Origin of the sequence: Ensifer sp. Root31 (assembly GCF_001424825.1) — a bacterium.
In the GTDB taxonomy this organism is placed as follows: Bacteria; Pseudomonadota; Alphaproteobacteria; order Rhizobiales; family Rhizobiaceae; genus Ensifer; species Ensifer canadensis.
Window position 1 is genome coordinate 506,326 of the sequence record NZ_LMCO01000001.1, and the last position, 21,332, is coordinate 527,657.

Here is a 21,332-nt window from a genome sequence, read left to right on the forward strand (position 1 = left end):
TGATTAATGCCTAGTTTTTTCATCGACAGGCCTATTTTTGCCTGGGTGGTGGCGATCTTCATCATGCTCGCCGGCATCATCGCGATACCGCTGTTGCCGGTATCGCAATATCCTGATGTTGCGCCGCCGCAGATCTCCATCAACACGAGCTACCCCGGCGCTTCGTCGCAGGACACCTATCAGAGCGTCACCCGGCTGATCGAAAACGAGCTGAACGGCGTCGAAGGCCTGCTCTATTTCGAATCGACCTCCAGCGCTGCCGGCTCGGTCGACATCAGCGCCACCTTTGCACCCGGTACAGATCCGGGACAGGCGGCCGTCGACATTCAGAACCGCGTTCGCCGCGTCGAACCGCGCCTGCCCGATTCGGTCAAGCGCCAGGGCGTACAGGTCGACGAAGCCGGTTCCGGCTTCCTGATGATCGTCGCGCTCACCTCGACCGACGGCTCTATGGACGCCATCGGTCTCGGCGACTATCTCAGCCGCAACGTGCTGAACGAAGTCCAGCGCGTGCCCGGCGTCGGCCGTGCGCAGCTGTTTGCGACCGAACGCTCGATGCGCATCTGGCTCGATCCGGACAAGATGCTCGGCCTCAACCTGACCGCCGGCGACGTGACGAATGCCATCCAGGCCCAGAACGCCCAGATCGCATCCGGCTCGATCGGCGCACAGCCGAACCCGATCACGCAGCAGATCAGTGCTCCTGTTGTCGTCAAGGGTCAGCTGTCGAGCGCCGAGGAATTCGGAGCGATCGTGCTTCGCGCCAATCCGGACGGCTCCTCCGTTCGTCTGCGCGACGTTGCCCGCGTCGAGATCGGCGGCGAAAGCTACGCGTTTTCGACCCGCCTGAACGGCAAGCCGTCCGCGGCTATCGCCATACAGCTGTCGCCAAGCGGCAACGCGATGTCGACCTCGACGGCGATCAAGGAGCGCATGGACGAACTGTCGAAGTTCTTCCCGGAGGGCCTGGAATATTCGGTTCCCTACGACACCTCGCCGTTCGTTGCCGTTTCCATCGAGAAGGTGCTTTCGACGCTGGTCGAAGCGGTCGCGCTCGTCTTCATCGTGATGTTCCTGTTCCTGCAGAACATCCGCTACACCATCATCCCGACACTCGTCGTGCCGGTCGCTCTTCTGGGCACCTGCGCGGTGATGCTGGCGATGGGCTTCTCGATCAACGTTCTGACCATGTTCGGCATGGTGCTGGCGATCGGCATCCTGGTCGACGATGCGATCATCGTCGTCGAGAACGTCGAACGCATCATGTCCGAAGAGGGGCTGACACCGAAGGACGCCACCCGCAAGGCAATGAAGCAGATCACCGGCGCCGTCATCGGCATCACGCTGGTGCTGGCTTCGGTGTTCATTCCGATGGCCTTCTTCCCGGGCGCCGTCGGCGTGATCTATCGCCAGTTCTCGCTGACCATGGTCGTGTCGATCCTGTTCTCGGCACTGCTCGCGCTGTCGCTGACGCCGGCGCTGTGCGCCAGCTTCCTGAAGCAGGTTCCGAAGGGCCACCACCACGCCAAGCGCGGCTTCTTCGGCTGGTTCAACCGCAGCTTCGACAAGACCTCGCACGGCTATAGCGGCATCGTGAAGCGCCTGGTCCACCGCACCGGTCGCTACATGATCGTCTACATCGCCGTCTTGGCCGGCCTCGGCTGGCTGTTCATGAAGCTGCCGTCGTCGTTCCTTCCGGACGAAGACCAGGGCTTCGTGATCGTCATGATGCAGCTCCCCTCCGAAGCGACGGGCAACCGTACGACCGAGGTGGTGGAACAGGCGGAGAAGATCTTCGGCCAGGAGCCGGCTGTCGAACGCATCATCGCGATCAACGGCTTCTCCTTCTTCGGCACCGGACAGAACGCAGCGCTCGCCTTCGTGACGCTGAAGGACTGGAAGGAACGCGACGCCGACAACGCCGCTCAATCGATCGCCATGCGGGCCACCATGGCCATGAGCCAGATCAAGGATGCGATCAGCTTCGCGCTGTCGCCGCCGGCGATCCAGGGCCTCGGCACCACCGGGGGCTTCTCCTTCCGCCTGCAGGATCGTGGCGGTCTCGGCGAAGCGGCTTTGTCCCAGGCACGCGACCAGCTTCTCGGCCTTGCGGCTCAGAGCAAGATCGTGACCGGGGTTCGCTTCGAAGGCATGCCCGATGCGGCTCAGGTCAGCGTGGCCATCGACCGCGAAAAGGCCAATACCTTCGGCGTGACCTTTGCGGACATCAACTCGACGATCTCGACCAACCTTGGCTCGTCTTATGTCAACGACTTCCCGAATGCCGGCCGCATGCAGCGCGTGACGGTGCAGGCGGACGAGGGTCAGCGCATGCAGACGGCGGATCTGTTGAACCTCAACGTCCGCAACGCCAATGGCGGCATGGTCCCGCTCTCCGCCTTCGCGACGGTGGAGTGGGTCAAGGCCTCGACCCAGACGATCGGCTACAACGGCTACCCGTCGGTACGCATCAGCGGCGAAGCGGCTCCGGGTTACTCCTCCGGTGACGCGATCAACGAAATGCAGCGGCTTGCGGGCGAACTGTCGGCAGGCTTCGGTTACGAATGGACCGGCCAGTCCCTGCAGGAAATCCAGTCGGGTACCCAGGCGCCTCTCTTGATCGCGCTGTCGTGCCTGCTCGTCTTCCTGTGCCTGGCTGCGCTCTATGAGAGCTGGTCGATCCCGGTGGCGGTCATCATGGTGGTTCCGCTCGGCGTCATCGGTTCGGTGCTTGCCGTGACCATGCGCGAGATGCCGAACGACGTGTACTTCAAGGTCGGCCTGATCGCGATCATCGGCCTGTCGGCGAAGAACGCCATCCTGATCATCGAGTTCGCCAAGGAACTGCGTGAACAGGGCAAATCGCTGATCGATGCGACGCTGGAGGCAGCACACTTACGCTTCCGCCCGATCCTGATGACGTCGCTCGCCTTCACGCTCGGCGTTCTGCCGCTGGCGATTGCCACCGGCGCAAGCTCTGGCAGCCAGCGCGCCATCGGTACCGGCGTGATGGGTGGTATGATCTCGGCAACGGTGCTGGCGATCTTCTTCGTTCCGGTGTTCTTCGTGTTCGTCACGAAGCTGTTCGGACGCAAGAAGGTAGAAGCCACACCGGCTGCAGCCGAGACCCCAACACCCGCCGAATAACACTGCTATCGACGGCCCGCCCTCTCGGCGGGCCGTTCTGCAAGGAGGAATGAATGCGCAGAACGAAAGCCGATGCGGAGGCAACCCGGCAGAAGATCCTGAGCGCCGCTGAACGTGTGTTCTACGAAAAGGGTGTTTCAAACACCACGCTTGAGGAAGTGGCCAAGGAAGCGGGCGTGACCCGCGGCGCCATCTACTGGCACTTCGCCAACAAGACCGATCTTTTCCTGGCCCTGCACGATGCCGTGCCGCTGCCCCAGGAAGACATGATCGCCCAGGAAATCGAGGCCGAGGCCGCCGATACGCTGGCAATCGTCGAGGACGCCATGGGCGCCTGGATCGATATCCTGGCCGCCGACGAGCAGCGCCAGCGCATTCTCACCATCATGCTGCGCACCAACTACGACGGCGACATGAGCGAGGTCCTGACCCGCCACAAGGAACTCGACGAACATCATAATGCCCTGCTCGAACTGGCCTTTTCCCGCGCCCTTGCCAAGGGCTACATGCAGGACAGCTGGACGCCCACGTCGGCGACCCGCACGCTTCACTGGATGATGCTTGGGCTTTGCACCCAGTGGCTGCTCTTTGGTCGCCCGTTCGACATCGTCGCCGAAGGGCGTGACGGGCTGAGGCGGCTGTTTTCGAGCTTCCGCACGCCCTCCGCCGCCCGTTCTGCACTATCCACCGTCAGCTGAAGACGACGGTCTTATGGCCGTTGAGCATCACCCGCCGTTCCAGGTGCAGCTTGACGGCACGGGCCAGCACGCGGCTTTCGATGTCACGGCCGCTGGCGACGAAGTCCTCCGCCGTCAGCGCGTGGCTGACACGTTCGGTTTCCTGCTCGATGATCGGCCCCTCGTCGAGATCCGGGGTGACGTAGTGGGCCGTGGCGCCAATCAGCTTGACGCCGCGTTCGTGGGCCTGGTGGTAGGGCCTGGCCCCCTTGAACGACGGCAGGAACGAGTGATGGATGTTGATCGCCTTGCCGTAGAGGCGCTTTGACAGATTGTCCGAAAACACCTGCATGTACCGCGCCAGGATCACCAGATCGGCGCCGGTCTCCTGCGTCAGGCGCAACAGCTTTTCCTCCTGCTCTTCCCTGTTGGTCTTCGATCCCGTCCAATGATGAAACGGGATCGCCTCGAGTTCCGCCGTGCGCCGGCTGTCCTCGTGATTGGAAACGATGGCGGCGACCTCGGCGTTCAGCCAGCCGACGCGGATCTGGTAGAGCAGACGCAGGAGCGCATGGTCGAACTTCGACACCAGGATGACGATCTTCGGCTTGCGTGCGGCTTCCGTCAGCGCGGTGCGCATCTGGAACCGGTCGACCGCCGGCCGCAACGCCCGCTCGACGTCGTCCCGCGTCATGCCATCGGGCGCCTGGAAGGCGATGCGCATGAAGAAGCTGTTGGTGTGCCGATCCCAGAACTGGCTGCTCTCGGCGATATTCGCGCCAAGGCCGGCCAGCTCCGTCGTCACTGCGGCAACGATGCCCGGCTTGTCGTCACAGGACAGCACAAGGATGAATGTGTTGGTGGCCATGGTCTCCTCCGATCGGCGGCTCTGCCGGGCGCGCTAGCGCCCTCCCCGATCGCTGCCTAGGGGGAGACGAGGACGACCGCAACCGCTGAGACGGCGGCGGCATGCGCTTTCTATCATCGTGATACGCCGACAGGCAGAAGGCGGCCGTCGTGGCCGCCTTCTGCAAGAATAACCGCAGCTGTCGATGCAAGGTCGCTGATGGAATCCCTCAGGGAAACCTCAGTGCGCCTCGTCCCAGTTCATCGCGGCGCGGGCATCGACCTTGAGCGGTACCCGCATGTCGAGCGCCGGCATCGCGGCATTTTCCATCACCGACACGACGATCGGGATGGTCCGCTCGACGTCGGCATCCTCGACCTCGAAGATCAGTTCGTCGTGCACCTGCAGCAGCATGCGGGCGGAAAGCTTCGCCTCACTCAGCGCCGGCTCGATTTTCACCATGGCACGACGGATGATATCAGCTGCGGACCCCTGGATCGGCGCGTTGATCGAAGCGCGCTCGTTGAAGGCGCGATGCGAGGGGATCGACGAGCGAATGTCGGGGTAATGTGCACGCCGCCCGAAGATCGTTTCGACATAGCCGTGCTCGCGGGCAAAGGCCTTGGTGTTTTCCATGTAGTCGCGAATGCCGGGGAAACGCTCGAAATACTTCTTGATGTAGTCGCTGGCTTCCGAGCGCTCGATCGACAACTGGTTGGCAAGGCCGAAAGCGGAGATACCGTAGATGATGCCGAAGTTGATGGCCTTCGCCCGCCGGCGGATTTCGCTCGGCATGCCCGCGACAGGAACGCCGAACATCTCCGAAGCCGTCATCGCGTGAATGTCGACGCCATCGGCAAAGGCCTGGCGAAGCTGCGGGATGTCGGCGACATGGGCAAGCACGCGCAGTTCGATCTGGCTGTAGTCGGCCGAAACCAGCTTGTGACCTGATGTGGCAATGAAGGCCGTGCGGATCTTGCGGCCTTCGGCGGTGCGCACCGGGATGTTCTGCAGGTTCGGGTCGGACGAGGACAGGCGTCCCGTCGTCGTCGCCGCCAGCGCATAGGAGGTGTGGACGCGTTTGGTTTCCGGATGGACGAAACCCGGCAAGGCGTCCGTATAGGTCGACTTCAACTTGGTCATCTGGCGCCAGTCGACGATCTTGCGCGGCAGTTCGTGGCCCTCCGCCGCGAGATCCTCGAGCACCTGCGCCGAGGTCGACCATTGGCCGGTCTTGGTCTTCGAACCGCCGGGCAGCCCCATCTTGCCGAAGAGGATATCGCCGAGCTGCTTGGGCGAGCCGACGGTAAATGTTTCGGCGGCTAACTTGTAGATCTCGTCTTCGAGCGCCGCTGCCCCTTGCGCCAGTTCGCCGGAGAGGCGCGACAGGATCTGGCGATCGATGGTGATACCGCGCTCTTCCATGTGGGCCAGCACCGGCACGAGCGGGCGCTCCAGCCGCTCATAGACGCGCACCAGCCCCTTGGCCACCAGCCGCGGCTTCAGCACGTGCCAGAGGCGCAGGGTGACTTCGGCATCCTCGGCGGCATAGGCGGTGGCGCGGTCGATATCGACATAATCGAAGGTCACCGACGATTTGCCGCTGCCGGTCATGTCCTTGTAGGCGAGCGGCTTGTGACCGAGCCAGCGCTCCGACAGCGCATCCATCCCGTGCGTGCCGTTGCCGGCATCAACGACGTAGGACATCAGCATGGTGTCGTCGAAGCCCTGGACGGTGATGCCGTGTCGCTTCATGAGGAGGTAGTCGTATTTGAGGTTCTGTGCGACTTTCAACACCGAAGGATCTTCAAGCAGCACCTTCAGCCGGCTGAGCGCCTCGCGCACCGGAATCTGGTTTTCAGCATGGCCGCCGCCGAGAAGATCGCCCACTCCTGTTTTATGGATCAGCGGCACATAGGCGGCGCGGATCACCGTTCCCGAAGGGTCCTTGCCATAGTCAGCAAGCGCCAGCGAGAAGCCGACGAGCTCGGCCTGCATGGCATCGAGCGACGTCGTTTCGGTGTCGAAGGCGACGAGGCCCGCGTCCTTGGCGTCGGCAATCCAGGCGTCGAGCGTCGGCAGATCGCGGATCGCGACATACCGCGAGTGGTCGATGGTAGCGCTGGCGAAAAGGGCTGCGCGCGATTGTGCGAGCGCCTCTGGTGTGGCGTCAGTGGCCTCGCCCGTGGAGGCTACCTGGCTCACGGCCGCAGGCGCGGCCTCGCCGGCACTCGACGACGCCGGGGCAGCCGCAGCCTTGTCGAGATCCGGTCCGCGCGCATCCGCGCCCCACTCGACCGGCACCGCGGCCGGTTCGACCACATCGGCGTCCGTATCGGTGGCGGCGGCCACGCGACGGGTGAGCGTGGTGAATTCCATCGCCTTCAGGAAGGCGACGAGGCGCGGCCCATCCTGCGGTTCGAGATGCAGCTCCTCGAGAGGGACGTCGAGCGGCGTGTCGGTGCGCAGCGTCACCAACTGGCGTGACAGGCGGGCAAGGTCGGCATTGGCGATGATGTTTTCGCGGCGCTTGGCCTGCTTGATTTCGCCCGCACGCGCCAGCAGCGTATCGAGATCGCCGTATTCCTCCAGCAATTGCGCCGCGGTCTTGGGGCCGATGCCGGGGATGCCAGGCACGTTGTCGGTCGAGTCGCCGGTCATCGCCTGAAGATCGATCATCTTTTCCGGCGGCACACCCCATTTCTCGATCACTTCCGGGATCGAGATCTGCTTGTCCTTCATGCTGTCGTACATCGAGACGTTCGGCGTCACGAGTTGCATCAGGTCCTTGTCGGAGGAGATGATGGTGACGCTGGCGCCCGCCTTTTCGGCAAGGCGCGTATAGGTGGCGATCAGGTCATCGGCCTCAAACCCTTCCTTCTCGATGCAAGGCAGGTTGAAGGCGCGCGTGGCGTGGCGGATCAGCCCGAACTGCGGGATCAGATCCTCAGGCGGCGCCGAGCGATTGGCCTTGTAGAGATCGTAGAGTTCGTTTCGGAACGTTTTCGAGGAATAGTCGAAAATGACGGCGAAATGCGTCGGCGTCACGCCGACGGAGGTGTCGCGCGCATCGGTGAGCAACTTCCACAACATGTTGCAGAAACCGGACACCGCATTGACCGGAAGGCCATCGGATTTGCGGTTGAGCGGCGGGATGGCGTGGAACGCCCGGAAGATGAATCCGGAGCCGTCGACGAGGAAGAGGTGATCACCGTTTTTCATGGGCAATGGATAGCGCGGGGTGAGCCAAACGTCCATTGCGGTTTTCTCGTCGAACACTACAATGTCCAGCTGTCACAGAGGAGCAAGCGATGCCGCATGACGTGCAATATGCACTGAGACAGTACCTTGTTCTTTCAGGGTTTGCCGGAGTCTGTTTCGTCATTTCCTGGCTGTTGAGCGATCCGGCATTCCTTGTCGTCATCAAGACCGTCTTTGCGCCGATCTATCTGCTTGCGACGACGGGGCTCGATGCCCATTTCAGACGGGCGGACGCCGCGCCGTGGCCACTGTGGCAGAAGGTCGAATACGCGATCGCTCGGGCCGCACTTTTCGTCGCCTTCATTATCGTCATGTGCATCAGGCCGGATCAATCGGCCCGCGATGTGGCGAAATCAGCGTTGGCGACTGCAATCGCGATCGGCGCCGTGGAGGTCATTTTTGCCTTGCGGAACCGGCGCTCGAAGGGCGCTTGAGCAATGTCCGGCTTTCACAGAAACGTTACGCATTTGTAATGTGCGATTCATTGGCCCAATCCTTGAAAAGCCACATTTGAATCCTCAAATCTTAGTCAACGGCACCGAGTGATGCCGTCTTCTGGTGATTGGCCTGTCCCCCGCCCGCACCAGATGAGGACAAAGGCCTTATCCCCCTCTCCGGGCCTTTGTCCCGTTTTCAGAGAACCGCCACGGCGCCGCCTCCGCGCCGTGGCGGTTTCTCGTTGGTTGGGTCAAGTCCTTGTCAAATCCTTGTGAGATAAGGCTTTCTCAAGTCCATCGCCTGCTTTGTAACTTGTCTTCGCGCCGCTTCGAGCGTACCCACTGGAGCATGGCCTTCAACCGTATGGAATCTGCGACTTACCTGGCCAGCCTGCTGGCCAAAAGCTTCTCGCGTGCACTTCAGGAGCGCGGTCAGAAGCTCGGCTTCGCGCCCGGGCAGTTTCCCGTCCTGTTGGAACTATGGGCCGAGGAGGGTCTGACCCAGAAACAGCTTCTCGACAGGCTCGACATCGAACAGGCGACCATGGCCAACACGCTGGCGAGAATGGAACGCGACGGGCTCATCGTCAGGCGCAAACATCCGCAGGACAAGCGTTCGCAGCAAATCTTCCTGACCGAGAGGGCGAGGGAAATCGAGGCGGCGGCCAAGGAGGCAGCGCTTGCCGCCGATCAGTCGCTGTTATCAGGCCTCAGGCAATTCGAGCGCGAACTCATGCTCGAATACATGCGCATGGCGCTTGCCCATGCCGCGCGTGACGGCGGTGCCGCGTGACAGGCAACACGTCTCCCTAATCGTTCCATCAAAAAATTTGGCTTAAATCCACCCGCATGAGGTTCTAAACAACCTGAGCGGGTTCGTTCGGACACGCCAAAATCGCTGCCGCCCGTCGAACGGCCGCATGATTTCGCTGCTGAAATCGATTCCGATTTGCGGCGTCATGCAGTAGGTTCCGGCAAAACTTGAAGCAAGGATATGCATGATGGCAGATATCACCCCCATTCTCGAGCGCGCAGACGCAAACCTGCCGAAGAGCCTGGACAGGCTTTTCGACCTCGTGCGCATCAAGTCGATCTCGACCGATCCGGCCTTCAAGGCCGATTGCCGCAAGGCCGCCGAATGGCTGGTCGCGGAACTGAACGGCCTCGGCTTCGACGCCTCGATCCGCGACACTCCCGGACATCCGATGGTAGTTGCCCATCACGCCGGCGCCACCGCCGATGCCCCGCATGTGCTGTTCTACGGGCATTACGACGTCCAGCCGGTCGATCCCCTGAACCTGTGGGACACCGATCCGTTCGAACCCGGCGTCAAGGAGCTGGAGCCCGGCCGCAAGGTCATCACCGGCCGAGGCACCGCCGACGACAAGGGCCAGCTCTTGACCTTCGTCGAAGCCGCCCGCGCCTACAAGGAAGTCCACGGTTCGCTGCCCTGCCGCGTCACGATCCTGTTCGAAGGTGAGGAAGAGTCCGGCTCGCCGTCGCTAAAACCTTTCCTCGAAGCCAATGCGGCCGAACTCAAAGCCGACTATGCACTTGTCTGCGATACCAGCATGTGGGACCGGGACACGCCTGCGATCTCGGCGGGCTTGCGCGGGCTCGTCGGCGAGGAAGTCATCATCAAGGCGGCCGACCGCGACCTGCATTCGGGCTATTTCGGTGGTGCTGCCGCCAACCCGATCCGCATCCTGACCGGCATCCTCGCCGGGCTTCATGACGAAAACAGCCGCGTGACGCTCGAAGGCTTCTACGAAGGCGTCGAGGAAACCCCGGCCCAGATCAAGGCTGCATGGGAGACGCTTGGCCAGACCGCGGAAAAATTCCTCGGCGAAATCGGCCTGTCGATCCCGTCTGGTGAAAAGAACCGTTCGGTCCTCGAACTCACCTGGGCCCGCCCGACCGCCGAGATCAACGGCATCACCGGCGGCTACACCGGCGAAGGCTTCAAGACGGTGATTGCCGCGCAGGCTTCCGCCAAGGTCTCCTTCCGCCTGGTCGGCAACCAGAACCCGGAGAAGATCCGCGAAGCTTTCCGCGCCTATGTGCGCTCGAAGGTGCCGGCGGACTGCACGGTCGAATTTCACGCCCATGGCGGTTCGCCGGCAATCCAGCTGCCCTACGATTCGAACCTGCTCAACACGGCAAAGCTCGCCCTTTCCGACGAATGGCCGAAGCCGGCCGTGGTCATCGGCATGGGCGGCTCGATCCCGATCGTCGGCGACTTCCAGAAGATGCTCGGCATGGAATCGCTGCTCGTCGGCTTCGGCCTTTCGGACGACCGCATCCATTCGCCGAACGAGAAATACGAGCTGCAATCCTATCACAAGGGCATTCGTTCCTGGATCCGCATCCTGAACGCGCTTGCCGCCTGATATCGAACGACGTCGTGGCGGGTCAGCCCGCCACGACCATCACCCCGCTTTCGAGATCATCACGACAAAGTCGGCGACAAGCGCTGCAAACACGCCGCTGCCGGTAACCACTACGCCGATGAAGAAGATGCGCGTCGCCTGACCGTAGACCTTTGGCTGCAGCGACCGCAGCTGCAGAAAGTCCCAGAGCGCATGCATCTGCAAAAGGATGCCGATCGCCAACAGGATGACGGCGGGAAGATCGCCCATATTCCATGGCACCGGATTGGCTGCCCACTGGGTGAGAAAGCCCAGCGAAAACGACAGCACCACGCCGACGACCGTCACCGTTCCATTGCGAAAAACCGGCTCGATCGGCTTTTCCTCATCGTTCTGCATCCGCCCGCCTCCGCTTTACCGTGTCGTGTTCGCGATTTCTTGACCAAACACCGGCTCCTGCCGGGGCATCGATCCTTGACCTGCTCGACCTCAGATGCTTCCCTTTTGCAAAACAAATCAGAATGGGAAATTGGATCGTTGGCAAGTGTGAGGACCGAGACGTCGCGTTCCGGACGCGAAACTGTGACGGGCTGGAGCCGCGATCGCGGCTGCTTTCATGAACAGATGCGTCCCGAGATAAAGGCGACGCCGTCGAAAGGGCCTTCGGCCAAGATTGTTGCAGCGATCGCGACACCGGTATGAGCAGGCTGCGCGCGTATTTCTGGCCCGTCGTCGGGCTGGCGGCGATCATCTTTTCGGTGCATGCGCTCTATCACGAGCTGAGCGGTCTCTCGCTGGACGAATTCATCGCCAGCTTCAAGGCGATTTCCCTGAGAAGCTGGCTGCTGGCGATCGGCGCAACGCTGGTCGCCTATGCAGCACTTGCCGGCTACGACAAGCTGGCGCTCGATCACCTCGGCCATCGTATCTCGCTGTGGTTCATCACCGTCTGCTCGTTCACCACCTATGCGCTCTCGCACAATCTTGGCGCCTCCGTCTTTTCGGGCGCTGTCGTGCGCTACCGGGCCTACCGATCGAAAGGGCTGACGCCGGGCGAAGTCGGCGTGCTCGTCGCCTTCTGCTCGTTCACCTTTACGCTCGGCACCCTGATGCTCTCGGCGATCGTGCTTCTGGTCAAACCGGAGATCATCGAGCGGTTCGCCGAGTTCCTGCCGGTCGAAATGTCGCTGACGACGGGCGTGCTGATCCTGGTCGTGATCGCGCTCTATGTGATCGGCAGCCTCGTCGGCCTGCCGTCGATCCGCACACGCTGGTTCCAGCTGCATTATCCCAAGCCCTCGATCGTGCTGCGGCAGCTGGTGATCGCGCCGGTCGAGCTGATCGGTGCCGCCGGGATCATCTATTTCGCCCTGCCGGAAGCCGGCAATCCGGGTTTCATCGTCATTCTCGGGATCTTTCTGGCGTCGTTTTCGGCAGCACTCTTGTCGCACGCGCCGGGCGGACTTGGCGTTCTTGAGCTCGTCTTCATCGCCGCCCTGCCGGAAATGGATCCGGCCGACGTGCTGGCGGCGCTGGCGATCTTCCGGATCCTCTATCTCGTCATCCCGTTCATCATGGCGCTCGCCGTAATCCTGGTGTTCGAACGGTCAAGATTCCTTGCGGAGCGGCGCGGACCTATTCAGTAGAGGTCGTCGTCACGGGGCGTTGCAGACGGTCGGAAGGGCCGCCTCCAGCGGTCCCTTCACTTCCTTGAGGCGCGCCGCTTCGATCTGATAGGGCGTGAACGGCGGCACCTGCAGCGAAGGATTGATGATCCGCGTCACGTAGCAGCCGGCGAAGAAGCGTACCCGCGAACGTTTTTCGATCGACTTCACCGCCACCGGAACAGCCGAATAGATGCTGCCGGCGCCGGCCTCGGTCTTCACCTTGCCGAGCTTTATTTCGACCGAAACGGTGCGGTCGTAACCGCGCGTGAAAGTCCTGTAACCGCCAACCGGTTTCGATTCGCCGAAATAACCGTAGGCGCGCGCATATTCCTTGCGATTGATGGCGTTGTAGAGCGAGCGAACGACTGCTGCACCATCCGATCGGTCGTCGATATAGGCGACGTTGTCCTGCGCCAGAGCTTCGGAATTCACGGCAGCGAGCGTCGAAAACACCAGCACGGCGGCGGACGGAAACGTCATGGCACTCCTCCTGATCGGCTTTTGGGGCAGCCAACCGAGCACAACATCAAGGCGAAGCCATAGCAAGATTCGCCAAAATATCGATATCGCGTCAGGTCGACGGCAGGCCCGCCTTGCGGCGGGCAACGACGCGCTCGCGCCAGACGGTGAAGATGCCGGCCGCAACCACGAGCACCGAGCCGGCAACCATGTTGGTGGTCAGCGTCTCACCGAAGAGGCTGACGCCCATGATCGACGCGAAGACCAGCTGCAGATAGGTCAGAGGCTGGACGGCGACCGCGTCCAGCACGTCATAGGCACGGATGAGGAAATAATGGCTCGTGGTTCCCGTGAGGCACAAGAGCAGCATCCAACCCCAATCGGGTGGCGACAGCGTCGTCCAGAAGAATGGGCCGACAAGGCTGATCGCCACGGCGCCGACGATGCCGGTGTAGAAGAAGCTCGTCATCGCCGGATCGTCGCGGCTGACCAGCCGCGTGACGATGACATAGAGGGCAAAGACAAGTGCTGCGGCCAAGGGCAACAGGAATGTGAGTTCGAACGCGCCTTCGGCCGGTTTCAGGATCAGAAGTACGCCGATGAGCCCAACCGAGATTGCCAGCCATCGGCGCCAGCCGACACGCTCGCCCAGAAGCGGCATCGACAGAAGCGCTACGAACAGCGGTGTCGCTGAAAGGATCGCCTGCGAATGCGCCAGCCCAACCATCGTGAAAGAGGTAATGATCATGACGATCTGCAGCGGCAGCAGCAGCCCGCGCAGTACCTGAAGCAATGGCTGTTTCGTCGTCGCCGTCAGCTTGAGCCCTCCCGTTGCGCGGGCGGCCAGCGCCACGGCGAACAGGGCAAAGGCCCAATAGCGGATCATCGCCACGAAGACCGGCGGATAGACACTGCCCAGATGTTTGGAGATGCCGTCCTGGATCGCAAAGATAACGATGGCGAGGAGCGCGTAGATATAGCCGTTTGCCTTGGAGCCCATGAACCGCGCCGATACACCCGCAACACCGACAGGACCAGCAAAATCTGCGTCGCCGTTCAGGTGCTTTCGTTACGAGCGCGGGGGTCCAGACATGAAAAGAGCCCCGCGCGGGAGGAGGTGCACGGGGCTCTCAAACTTGACCGGTGACTGGGAGGAGGAGGAGTGCCACCGATCCGCATCGGGCGCCGCGGGAGGAGGTGCAGCGCTTCGATAAGTGTTACAATAATCATGCGTCGCAATATTTTCAAGGGCGGATTTGTTGCATCGCACAATTTTCACCCAAAATCATGTCCGCAATCTATTACCGGTTGCGTATATGAGTGGCGATTGGCGTTAAAGGTTGCAAACCACAACTGAAGATAGCCGATATGACGGCGCACATCTTCCTAGACATGCGGGCGTTTTTGGTTCCTTAGATGCCATTGCACCTAGGAATTGCAGGCTCTTTCTTGAAGTTATTGCTCCAGGTCCCGACCGCGATCATCGTTCTCCTGATTCTGACGACCTGGCTTGCCAGCCTGCGCCTCGTTGTTGTGCCGCCCGGTTCGTACCGGTTGACCGCGATGACCACACTGGTCTTTCAAGGTCACGGCTACCGCCTGGTCGACAGTCCGCAAGCGATGTGTACCCGCCAGGCCTACCCGGCGCGCGACTGCGATGCGATGGCTACCAACAAGCTGGCAAAGACCGTCCTGCTGCGACTGCCTTTCAGCCAATGGCTTTACGAGTACACCGAACCAGACCGCAGCAAGCAGGCGAAGCTCGTCGGCGAAACACCGCTCAGGAGTTCGATCGAGTAGAGCAACGACGTTCGATCTACCTCCATAACCCTGGCGCAGCCTCCGCCGGAACAAAATCGTGATTTCGAGCGGCTCGCGTTGCAGGTTAGGATTTCACGCGTGGGCGAGAAGGAGAAGATCATGAAGATCATTCTGGTGACTGTGGCCACCGTCGGCCTGTCCGCCTCCGCGGCATTTGCCGAATGCGCCTATCACGCCAAGACCAATGCAGCGGTCGATACGACAACAACCACCGCCAGCATCACGACGGAAAGCCAGCCGACGTCCGAAGAAATTGTGCTCCTGAAAAAGACCGATCGCGTGGTTCAGGACGAAAAGGCCGCCGAATAGGGCCGGCATCGACACAGACACAATGCCGGATCGTGCACGTCGGCGGCAACTGCGGCCAATTCCTCCGCTGTTGATGATGGCGCGTGCGCGTGGCTCCGCGCGATTGATGCTGGCAGGCGTGCGCGAACGAAGCGGCAAAGCCTGGGGCTTCAAATCCGGCAAGCTGTTGAAGACCATGCATATTTTACAATTCGGTTTTTAACCCCCCCTTAAATTGCCGCATTTAAAGTTCACCGCATCGCCATGGCGGGTCGAGCGATCAATTTTTCCCCGCCTTTAGGATTGCGTTCGCTGCTGGGGCGGACGACTGGGCGCCCGCAATGCGGCATGAGGGGTAAATCCAAACGGCATGGCAGCAAGCGGCAAGTCAGGACAACGGATCGAGCCCTCGTTCGGCGGCAACGCCGAAGACGATGACGATTTTCGCATCGAGGCCAGCGATCGCGTGACCGGCGGCAGCCGCAAACCTGCGCGTGGCAAATCGGCTCCTGCGCCCAAGAAGAAGGCTCAGCGCAGCAAGCGCGGCGGAACGCGCCGCGGCTCGGGCGGAGGCGGCGGTTTCATCGGTCTCGTGCGCACGCTGTTTTACTGGTGCATTGTGCTCGGCATCTGGGGCGCGATGGGCGTCGGCGGCCTGGTGCTCTATTACGGCGCGCGCATGCCGAGTGCTGAAAGCTGGTCGATCCCCGAGCGTCCGCCCAACGTCAAGATTCTCTCCGTCAATGGCGACATCATCGCCAATCGCGGCACGACCGGCGGCGAAGCGCTGTCGCTCGAAAACATGTCACCCTATATCCCGCAGGCGGTGATCGCCATCGAAGATCGCCGGTTCTATTCGCATTTCGGCGTCGACCCTCTGGGCCTGGCGCGCGCCATGCTGACGAACGTCACCACCGGCCGAATGGTCCAGGGCGGCTCGACACTGACCCAGCAGCTTGCCAAGAACCTGTTCCTGTCGCCGGAGCGGACCCTGGAACGAAAGGTTCAGGAGGTGCTACTCGCCTTCTGGCTGGAGCAGAAATATTCCAAGGACCAGATCCTGGCGATGTACCTCAATCGGGTGTTCTACGGCTCGAACGCCTACGGCGTTGAGGCGGCGTCGAGGCGCTACTTCAACAAATCGGCGCGCGACGTGAACCTCGGCGAGGCGGCGCTGCTGGCCGGCCTGTTGAAGGCGCCTTCCCGCCTGTCGCCCGCCCGTGACCCGAAGGCCGCGGAAGAGCGCGCCCAGGTCGTGCTCGGCGCCATGCGCGAGGAAGGCTTCGTTACCGACAGCGAGATCAAGACGGCGATGTCGCAGACGCCGACCAAGGCCAAGAGCTATTGGTCGGGTGCCGAACACTATGTCGCCGACATGGTGATGGACCAGCTTCCCGGCATGATCGGCGACGTCAAGGAAGACCTGATCGTCGACACCACCATCGACCTCAATCTGGAAAAGCAGGCGGAGGAGGCGATCAGCGCCACGCTTGCGGGCGACGGCGCCAAGCTCGACGCCTCGCAGGCAGCCCTCGTTTCGATCGACGGCACCGGCGCCATCCGCGCGCTGGTCGGTGGCAAGGACTACGCCGAGAGCCAGTTCGACCGCGCCTCCAAGGCCAAGCGCCAGCCGGGCTCGGCCTTCAAGCCCTTCGTCTACGCGGCAGCGCTTGAGATCGGCCGCACGCCGATGTCGATCCGCAACGACGGCCCGGTCAGAATCGGCAACTGGACGCCCGAGAATTACGACCAGAAATACCGCGGCGAAGTTACGCTCGCCGACGCGCTCGCCAACTCGCTAAACACCATCGCCGCGCAGCTGGTGATGGAGGTCGGCCCACAGAACGTGGTGAAGGTGGCGCATCGCCTGGGGATCGATTCCGAGATGCAAGCCAACGCCTCGATCGCGCTCGGCACCTCGGAAGTGAGCCTGGTCGAACTGACCTCGGCCTATGCCCCGTTCATGAACGGTGGCTTCAAGGCGACGCCGCATGTCATTCGCCGGATTTCGAAGGCCGATGGCACGGTGCTTTACGAAAACACCTACGACAACCCGCCGCGCGTGCTCGATCCGGCCATCGTCAGCGAAATGAACCAGATGATGGTGCGGGTGCTGACCAACGGCACCGGCAAGAAGGCGCGTCTGAAGGGCTGGGAGGCGGCCGGCAAGACCGGTACCACTCAATCCTTCCGCGATGCGCTTTTTGTCGGCTACACCTCGAACCTCACCACCGGCGTCTGGTTCGGCAATGACGACGGCAAGTCGATGAAGAAGGTCACCGGCGGCGGCCTTCCGGCCAAGGCCTGGCACGACTTCATGGTGGCCGCACATGATGGCCTTTCGCCCTCGCCGCTGTTCGGCACAACCGGGGTGCAGCCGGTCTTCGATGACGGAGGTGCGCCTGCCGCGGCGGGCGACATGCTTTCCGGCGACCCGAACGCGTTTCCTGAGCCGCCTGTAGGCGTCGACGGCTCGGCCGCCGTGCAGCAGACCCGGCCTTTGCCTGAGGGCAGTGGCGGCATGGTGCCGCCGGCAGACGTCGGCGAGACCACCGGCGCCACCAAGCGCACGACGCTTTTCGATATCCTGACGGGCGGCTGAGGCGGCGCAAACGGCGCCGTCCTGGCAGTTTGCAGCCGCCCCTGCCGCGGGTCGAGCATCTATTGTAGGCCGCACGCCAATCGCAGGCTTGCTTTTGCCCCCAATCGCCCCGCAGAATGCCTTGCAGTCCGAAACGCCGGTCCTTATATACGCCGCATCGGCGCAGCCACCGCTGCGAAGAAATCCAAAGACCATCCCGTTAGGGACTGTCTCACGAATGCCTGACCGGGTTCCGACAGTCCGCTGCAAGGAGAGAACGACATGGCTAAAGTTATTGGTATTGACTTGGGAACGACCAACTCCTGCGTCGCCGTCATGGACGGAAAAGATGCGAAGGTCATCGAAAATGCCGAGGGTGCGCGCACGACCCCCTCGATGGTGGCGTTCAGCGAAGACGGCGAACGTCTCGTTGGCCAGCCGGCAAAGCGCCAGGCCGTCACCAACCCGGAAAACACGCTTTTTGCGATCAAGCGCCTGATCGGCCGGACCTTCCAGGATCCGACCACGCAAAAAGACAAGGACATGGTTCCTTACAAGATCACCAAGGCTGACAATGGCGACGCCTGGGTCGAAGCGCATGGCAAGGATTACTCGCCGTCGCAGATCTCCGCCATGATCCTTCAGAAAATGAAGGAAACCGCCGAATCCTACCTCGGTGAAAAGGTCGAAAAGGCCGTCATCACCGTTCCGGCCTACTTCAACGACGCCCAGCGCCAGGCAACCAAGGATGCCGGCAAGATCGCGGGCCTCGAAGTGCTGCGCATCATTAACGAGCCGACCGCTGCCGCGCTCGCCTATGGCCTCGACAAGAAGGACGGCAAGACGATCGCCGTCTACGACCTTGGCGGCGGCACCTTCGATATCTCGGTTCTCGAAATCGGCGATGGCGTCTTCGAAGTGAAGTCGACAAACGGCGACACCTTCCTCGGCGGCGAAGACTTCGACATGCGTCTCGTCCAGTATCTCGCCGGCGAGTTCAAGAAGGAACAGGGCATCGACCTGAAGAACGACAAGCTCGCTCTTCAGCGCCTCAAGGAAGCGGCCGAAAAGGCCAAGATCGAGCTGTCTTCGTCGCAGCAGACCGAAATCAACCTGCCGTTCATCACGGCGGATGCCTCCGGTCCGAAGCACCTGACCATGAAGCTGACCCGCGCCAAGTTCGAAGCGCTTGTCGACGACCTGATCCAGCGCACCGTTGCTCCGTGCAAGGCCGCGCTGAAGGATGCCGGCGTTTCGGCTGCCGAGATCGACGAAGTCGTTCTCGTCGGTGGCATGAGCCGCATGCCGAAGGTCCAGGAAACCGTAAAGCAGCTGTTCGGCAAGGAGCCGCACAAGGGCGTGAACCCGGATGAAGTCGTGGCCATGGGTGCTGCGATCCAGGCCGGCGTTCTGCAGGGCGACGTCAAGGACGTTCTGCTGCTCGACGTGACCCCGCTGTCGCTCGGCATCGAAACGCTCGGTGGCGTCTTCACCCGCCTGATCGAACGCAACACGACGATCCCGACCAAGAAGTCGCAGACCTTCTCGACCGCCGACGACAACCAGTCGGCCGTGACGATCCGCGTCTCCCAGGGCGAACGTGAAATGGCAGCCGACAACAAGCTGCTCGGCCAGTTCGACCTCGTCGGCATTCCGCCGGCACCGCGCGGCATGCCGCAGATCGAAGTGACCTTCGACATCGACGCCAACGGCATCGTGCAGGTATCGGCCAAGGACAAGGGTACGGGCAAGGAACACCAGATCCGCATCCAGGCATCCGGTGGCCTGTCCGACGCAGACATCGAGAAGATGGTCAAGGACGCCGAAGCCAATGCCGAAACCGACAAGAAGCGCCGCGAAGGCGTGGAAGCGAAGAACCAGGCAGAAAGCCTGATCCATTCTTCGGAAAAGTCGCTGAAGGACTACGGCGACAAGGTTTCGGAAACCGACCGCAACGCGATCTCCGACGCCATTGCCGCGCTGAAGACCGCCGTCGAGGCTTCCGAGCCGGACGCCGAAGACATCAAGGCCAAGACCAACACGCTGATGGAAGTCTCCATGAAGCTTGGTCAGGCGATCTACGAGGCCCAGCAGACGGACGCCGCCCATGCGGATGCCGCCGCTGACGCCGCGCGCGACGGCGATGTCGTCGACGCGGACTATGAAGAAGTCAACGACGAAGACGATCGCAAGCGGTCGGCCTAAGTCGCCCTCTCCTAGAGACGGAAAAGCCCGGGGCGACCCGGGCTTTTTTGTTGCCTTTTTACCCCTCAGGCGCCTGCGCCAGACAGCCTCTGAAGGACGTCGGCCCCGTGAGGCCCGCGCCGCTGAAACCGCCGCTACAGAGCATCCCTGGGGGCAGGAGTGCCACCCAAAGCGGGTCTACCGGGCGCGAGACCGGCAGAAACGTCATTTTTCCGACAAAAAACCGCATCCGCGGCCCGATGGGCTATGGTATCGCGCTTCAAGGTTTACTAAATCCTGTGGCAAGGTAACCAGGCAGCCGCCGGGCCCCCGCGCTGGCACGCCTTGTCAACAGGACAATCTTTGAAGAATGAAACGTGATCTTTACGAAACGCTTGGCGTTGCCAAGAACGCGGATGAGAAGGAGCTGAAGAGCGCCTTCCGCAAACTGGCGATGCAGTATCATCCGGACAAGAACCCCGGCGACGCCGCCTCGGAAAAGACCTTCAAGGAAATCAACCAAGCCTACGAGACGCTCAAGGACCCGCAGAAGCGCGCGGCCTATGATCGTTACGGCCACGCAGCCTTCGAGCAGGGCGGCATGGGCAACGGCTTTGGCGGTAGCGCCGGTGGCGCAGGCGGTTTCTCCGACATCTTCGAAGACATCTTCGGCGAGATGATGGGTGGCGGGCGCCAGCGGCGTTCATCGGGTGGCCGCGAGCGCGGCGCCGATCTGCGCTACAACATGGAAATCTCGCTGGAAGAGGCCTATTCCGGCAAGACCGCGCAGATCCGGGTGCCGACCTCGATCACCTGCGACGTCTGCACCGGGTCCGGTGCCAAGCCTGGCACCAGCCCGAAGACCTGCGGAACCTGTCAAGGCTCGGGCCGCGTACGCGCCGCCCAGGGATTCTTCTCGATCGAGCGCACTTGCCCGACCTGCGGCGGCCGCGGCCAGACGATCACCGATCCCTGCACCAAGTGCCACGGCCAGGGCCGCGTCACCGAGGAGCGCACGCTCTCCGTCAACATTCCGGCCGGCATCGAAGACGGCACTCGCATTCGCCTCTCCGGCGAAGGGGAAGCGGGCCTGCGCGGTGGACCAGCGGGCGATCTCTACATCTTCCTCTCGGTCAAGCCGCACGAGTTCTACCAGCGCGATGGCGCCGATCTCTATTGCAGCGTGCCGATCTCGATGACGACGGCGGCGCTTGGCGGCAAGTTCGACGTCACCACGCTCGACGGCACCAAGTCGCGCGTGACCGTGCCGGAAGGCACCCAGGCCGGCAAGCAGTTCCGCCTGAAGGGCAAGGGCATGCCGGTGCTACGTTCCAGCCAGACCGGCGATCTCTACATCCAGATGCAGATCGAGACGCCGCAGAAGCTGACCAAGCGTCAGCGCGAGCTGCTACAGGAATTCGAGCAGATCTCGTCGAAGGACAACAATCCGGAATCCGCCGGCTTCTTCGCCCGGATGAAGGATTTCTTCGACACGCTGAGCGACTGACGCTCAGCGGTTGCCCCTACTGCATGTTTCCTTAGATCCTATCCGATCTAAGGATAAAAACATGCAGCAATTCAAAGTGCTACAGCG

General features: G+C 62.0%; 16 protein-coding genes. 11 read left to right on the top strand and 5 right to left on the bottom strand.

Annotated elements, in window-relative coordinates; translation table 11 throughout:
• Positions 1-6: 6 nt before the first annotated feature.
• The gene (locus ASD00_RS02505; RefSeq protein ID WP_025425445.1) at positions 7-3,147 is read left to right on the top strand and encodes an efflux RND transporter permease subunit; all 3,141 of its coding nucleotides are present in this window, start codon (positions 7-9) and stop codon (positions 3,145-3,147) included.
• Between the two features lie 53 nt (positions 3,148-3,200).
• On the top strand, positions 3,201-3,845 hold the full coding sequence (locus ASD00_RS02510) for a TetR family transcriptional regulator (RefSeq protein WP_025425444.1): 645 nt from the start codon (positions 3,201-3,203) through the stop codon (positions 3,843-3,845).
• Here ASD00_RS02510 and purU read toward each other — a convergent pair.
• A complete protein-coding gene (purU, locus tag ASD00_RS02515) occupies positions 3,838-4,692 on the bottom strand; it encodes a formyltetrahydrofolate deformylase (protein ID WP_057204380.1) in 855 nt (284 codons plus the stop codon). The genes ASD00_RS02510 and purU overlap by 8 nt on opposite strands.
• A gap of 219 nt (positions 4,693-4,911) precedes the next feature.
• Entirely contained in the window at positions 4,912-7,893 is a 2,982-nt protein-coding gene (gene polA, locus ASD00_RS02520; protein WP_057204442.1) for a DNA polymerase I, read from the bottom strand.
• 89 nt (positions 7,894-7,982) lie between these two features.
• On the opposite strand from polA, the gene ASD00_RS02525 reads away from it, so the two are divergent.
• The 3 genes from ASD00_RS02525 to ASD00_RS02535 all read left to right on the top strand — a co-directional run bounded on the left by ASD00_RS02525 (position 7,983) and on the right by ASD00_RS02535 (position 10,759).
• Positions 7,983-8,366, top strand: coding sequence for a hypothetical protein (locus ASD00_RS02525; RefSeq protein WP_025425441.1), 384 nt, complete (start codon positions 7,983-7,985; stop codon positions 8,364-8,366).
• Positions 8,367-8,718: 352 nt separating this feature from the next.
• Positions 8,719-9,162, top strand: coding sequence for a MarR family transcriptional regulator (locus ASD00_RS02530; protein ID WP_025425440.1), 444 nt, complete (start codon positions 8,719-8,721; stop codon positions 9,160-9,162).
• A gap of 205 nt (positions 9,163-9,367) precedes the next feature.
• Positions 9,368-10,759 (top strand): M20/M25/M40 family metallo-hydrolase, encoded by a 1,392-nt coding sequence (locus ASD00_RS02535; RefSeq protein ID WP_025425439.1) that lies wholly within the window; start codon positions 9,368-9,370, stop codon positions 10,757-10,759.
• A 39-nt stretch (positions 10,760-10,798) separates the two neighbouring features.
• On the opposite strand, the gene ASD00_RS02540 is transcribed toward ASD00_RS02535, so the two are convergent.
• A complete protein-coding gene (locus ASD00_RS02540; protein ID WP_025425438.1) occupies positions 10,799-11,137 on the bottom strand; it encodes a hypothetical protein in 339 nt (112 codons plus the stop codon).
• 299 nt (positions 11,138-11,436) lie between these two features.
• Here ASD00_RS02540 and ASD00_RS02545 point away from each other — a divergent pair, with 299 nt between their 5' ends.
• Positions 11,437-12,384, top strand: a complete 948-nt coding sequence (locus ASD00_RS02545; protein ID WP_025425437.1) for a YbhN family protein — start codon at positions 11,437-11,439, stop codon at positions 12,382-12,384.
• A gap of 9 nt (positions 12,385-12,393) precedes the next feature.
• Here ASD00_RS02545 and ASD00_RS02550 read toward each other — a convergent pair whose 3' ends face one another.
• Entirely contained in the window at positions 12,394-12,885 is a 492-nt protein-coding gene (locus ASD00_RS02550; protein WP_025425436.1) for a hypothetical protein, read from the bottom strand.
• A gap of 91 nt (positions 12,886-12,976) precedes the next feature.
• Positions 12,977-13,864: a DMT family transporter gene (locus ASD00_RS02555; protein WP_025425435.1), complete on the bottom strand. Its 888-nt coding sequence runs from the start codon at positions 13,862-13,864 to the stop codon at positions 12,977-12,979.
• Positions 13,865-14,313: 449 nt separating this feature from the next.
• Between ASD00_RS02555 and ASD00_RS02560 the strand changes: the two genes are divergently transcribed.
• The 5 genes from ASD00_RS02560 to dnaJ all read left to right on the top strand — a co-directional run bounded on the left by ASD00_RS02560 (position 14,314) and on the right by dnaJ (position 21,245).
• Complete coding sequence (locus tag ASD00_RS02560) at positions 14,314-14,664, top strand: hypothetical protein (RefSeq protein ID WP_144239129.1); 351 nt, start codon at positions 14,314-14,316, stop codon at positions 14,662-14,664.
• Between the two features lie 120 nt (positions 14,665-14,784).
• Positions 14,785-14,994, top strand: a complete 210-nt coding sequence (locus tag ASD00_RS02565; protein ID WP_025425433.1) for a hypothetical protein — start codon at positions 14,785-14,787, stop codon at positions 14,992-14,994.
• Between the two features lie 349 nt (positions 14,995-15,343).
• Positions 15,344-17,575 (top strand): transglycosylase domain-containing protein, encoded by a 2,232-nt coding sequence (locus ASD00_RS02570; RefSeq protein ID WP_025425432.1) that lies wholly within the window; start codon positions 15,344-15,346, stop codon positions 17,573-17,575.
• Positions 17,576-17,836: 261 nt separating this feature from the next.
• On the top strand, positions 17,837-19,759 hold the full coding sequence (dnaK, locus tag ASD00_RS02575; protein WP_025425431.1) for a molecular chaperone DnaK: 1,923 nt from the start codon (positions 17,837-17,839) through the stop codon (positions 19,757-19,759).
• Positions 19,760-20,108: 349 nt separating this feature from the next.
• Complete coding sequence (gene dnaJ / locus ASD00_RS02580; protein ID WP_025425430.1) at positions 20,109-21,245, top strand: molecular chaperone DnaJ; 1,137 nt, start codon at positions 20,109-20,111, stop codon at positions 21,243-21,245.
• The last annotated feature ends 87 nt before the right edge of the window (positions 21,246-21,332 follow it).

Excerpts from the sequence above, each read along its gene's own strand:
- ASD00_RS02505 (WP_025425445.1), top strand. The coding sequence starts at position 7 with ATGCCTAGTTTTTTCATCGACAGGCCTATTTTTGCCTGGGTGGTGGCG.
- ASD00_RS02510 (WP_025425444.1), top strand. The coding sequence starts at position 3,201 with ATGCGCAGAACGAAAGCCGATGCGGAGGCAACCCGGCAGAAGATCCTG.
- purU (WP_057204380.1), bottom strand. The coding sequence starts at position 4,692 with ATGGCCACCAACACATTCATCCTTGTGCTGTCCTGTGACGACAAGCCG.
- polA (WP_057204442.1), bottom strand. The coding sequence starts at position 7,893 with ATGAAAAACGGTGATCACCTCTTCCTCGTCGACGGCTCCGGATTCATC.
- ASD00_RS02525 (WP_025425441.1), top strand. The coding sequence starts at position 7,983 with ATGCCGCATGACGTGCAATATGCACTGAGACAGTACCTTGTTCTTTCA.
- ASD00_RS02530 (WP_025425440.1), top strand. The coding sequence starts at position 8,719 with ATGGCCTTCAACCGTATGGAATCTGCGACTTACCTGGCCAGCCTGCTG.
- ASD00_RS02535 (WP_025425439.1), top strand. The coding sequence starts at position 9,368 with ATGATGGCAGATATCACCCCCATTCTCGAGCGCGCAGACGCAAACCTG.
- ASD00_RS02540 (WP_025425438.1), bottom strand. The coding sequence starts at position 11,137 with ATGCAGAACGATGAGGAAAAGCCGATCGAGCCGGTTTTTCGCAATGGA.
- ASD00_RS02545 (WP_025425437.1), top strand. The coding sequence starts at position 11,437 with ATGAGCAGGCTGCGCGCGTATTTCTGGCCCGTCGTCGGGCTGGCGGCG.
- ASD00_RS02550 (WP_025425436.1), bottom strand. The coding sequence starts at position 12,885 with ATGACGTTTCCGTCCGCCGCCGTGCTGGTGTTTTCGACGCTCGCTGCC.
- ASD00_RS02555 (WP_025425435.1), bottom strand. The coding sequence starts at position 13,864 with ATGGGCTCCAAGGCAAACGGCTATATCTACGCGCTCCTCGCCATCGTT.
- ASD00_RS02565 (WP_025425433.1), top strand. The coding sequence starts at position 14,785 with ATGAAGATCATTCTGGTGACTGTGGCCACCGTCGGCCTGTCCGCCTCC.
- ASD00_RS02570 (WP_025425432.1), top strand. The coding sequence starts at position 15,344 with ATGGCAGCAAGCGGCAAGTCAGGACAACGGATCGAGCCCTCGTTCGGC.
- dnaK (WP_025425431.1), top strand. The coding sequence starts at position 17,837 with ATGGCTAAAGTTATTGGTATTGACTTGGGAACGACCAACTCCTGCGTC.
- dnaJ (WP_025425430.1), top strand. The coding sequence starts at position 20,109 with ATGAAACGTGATCTTTACGAAACGCTTGGCGTTGCCAAGAACGCGGAT.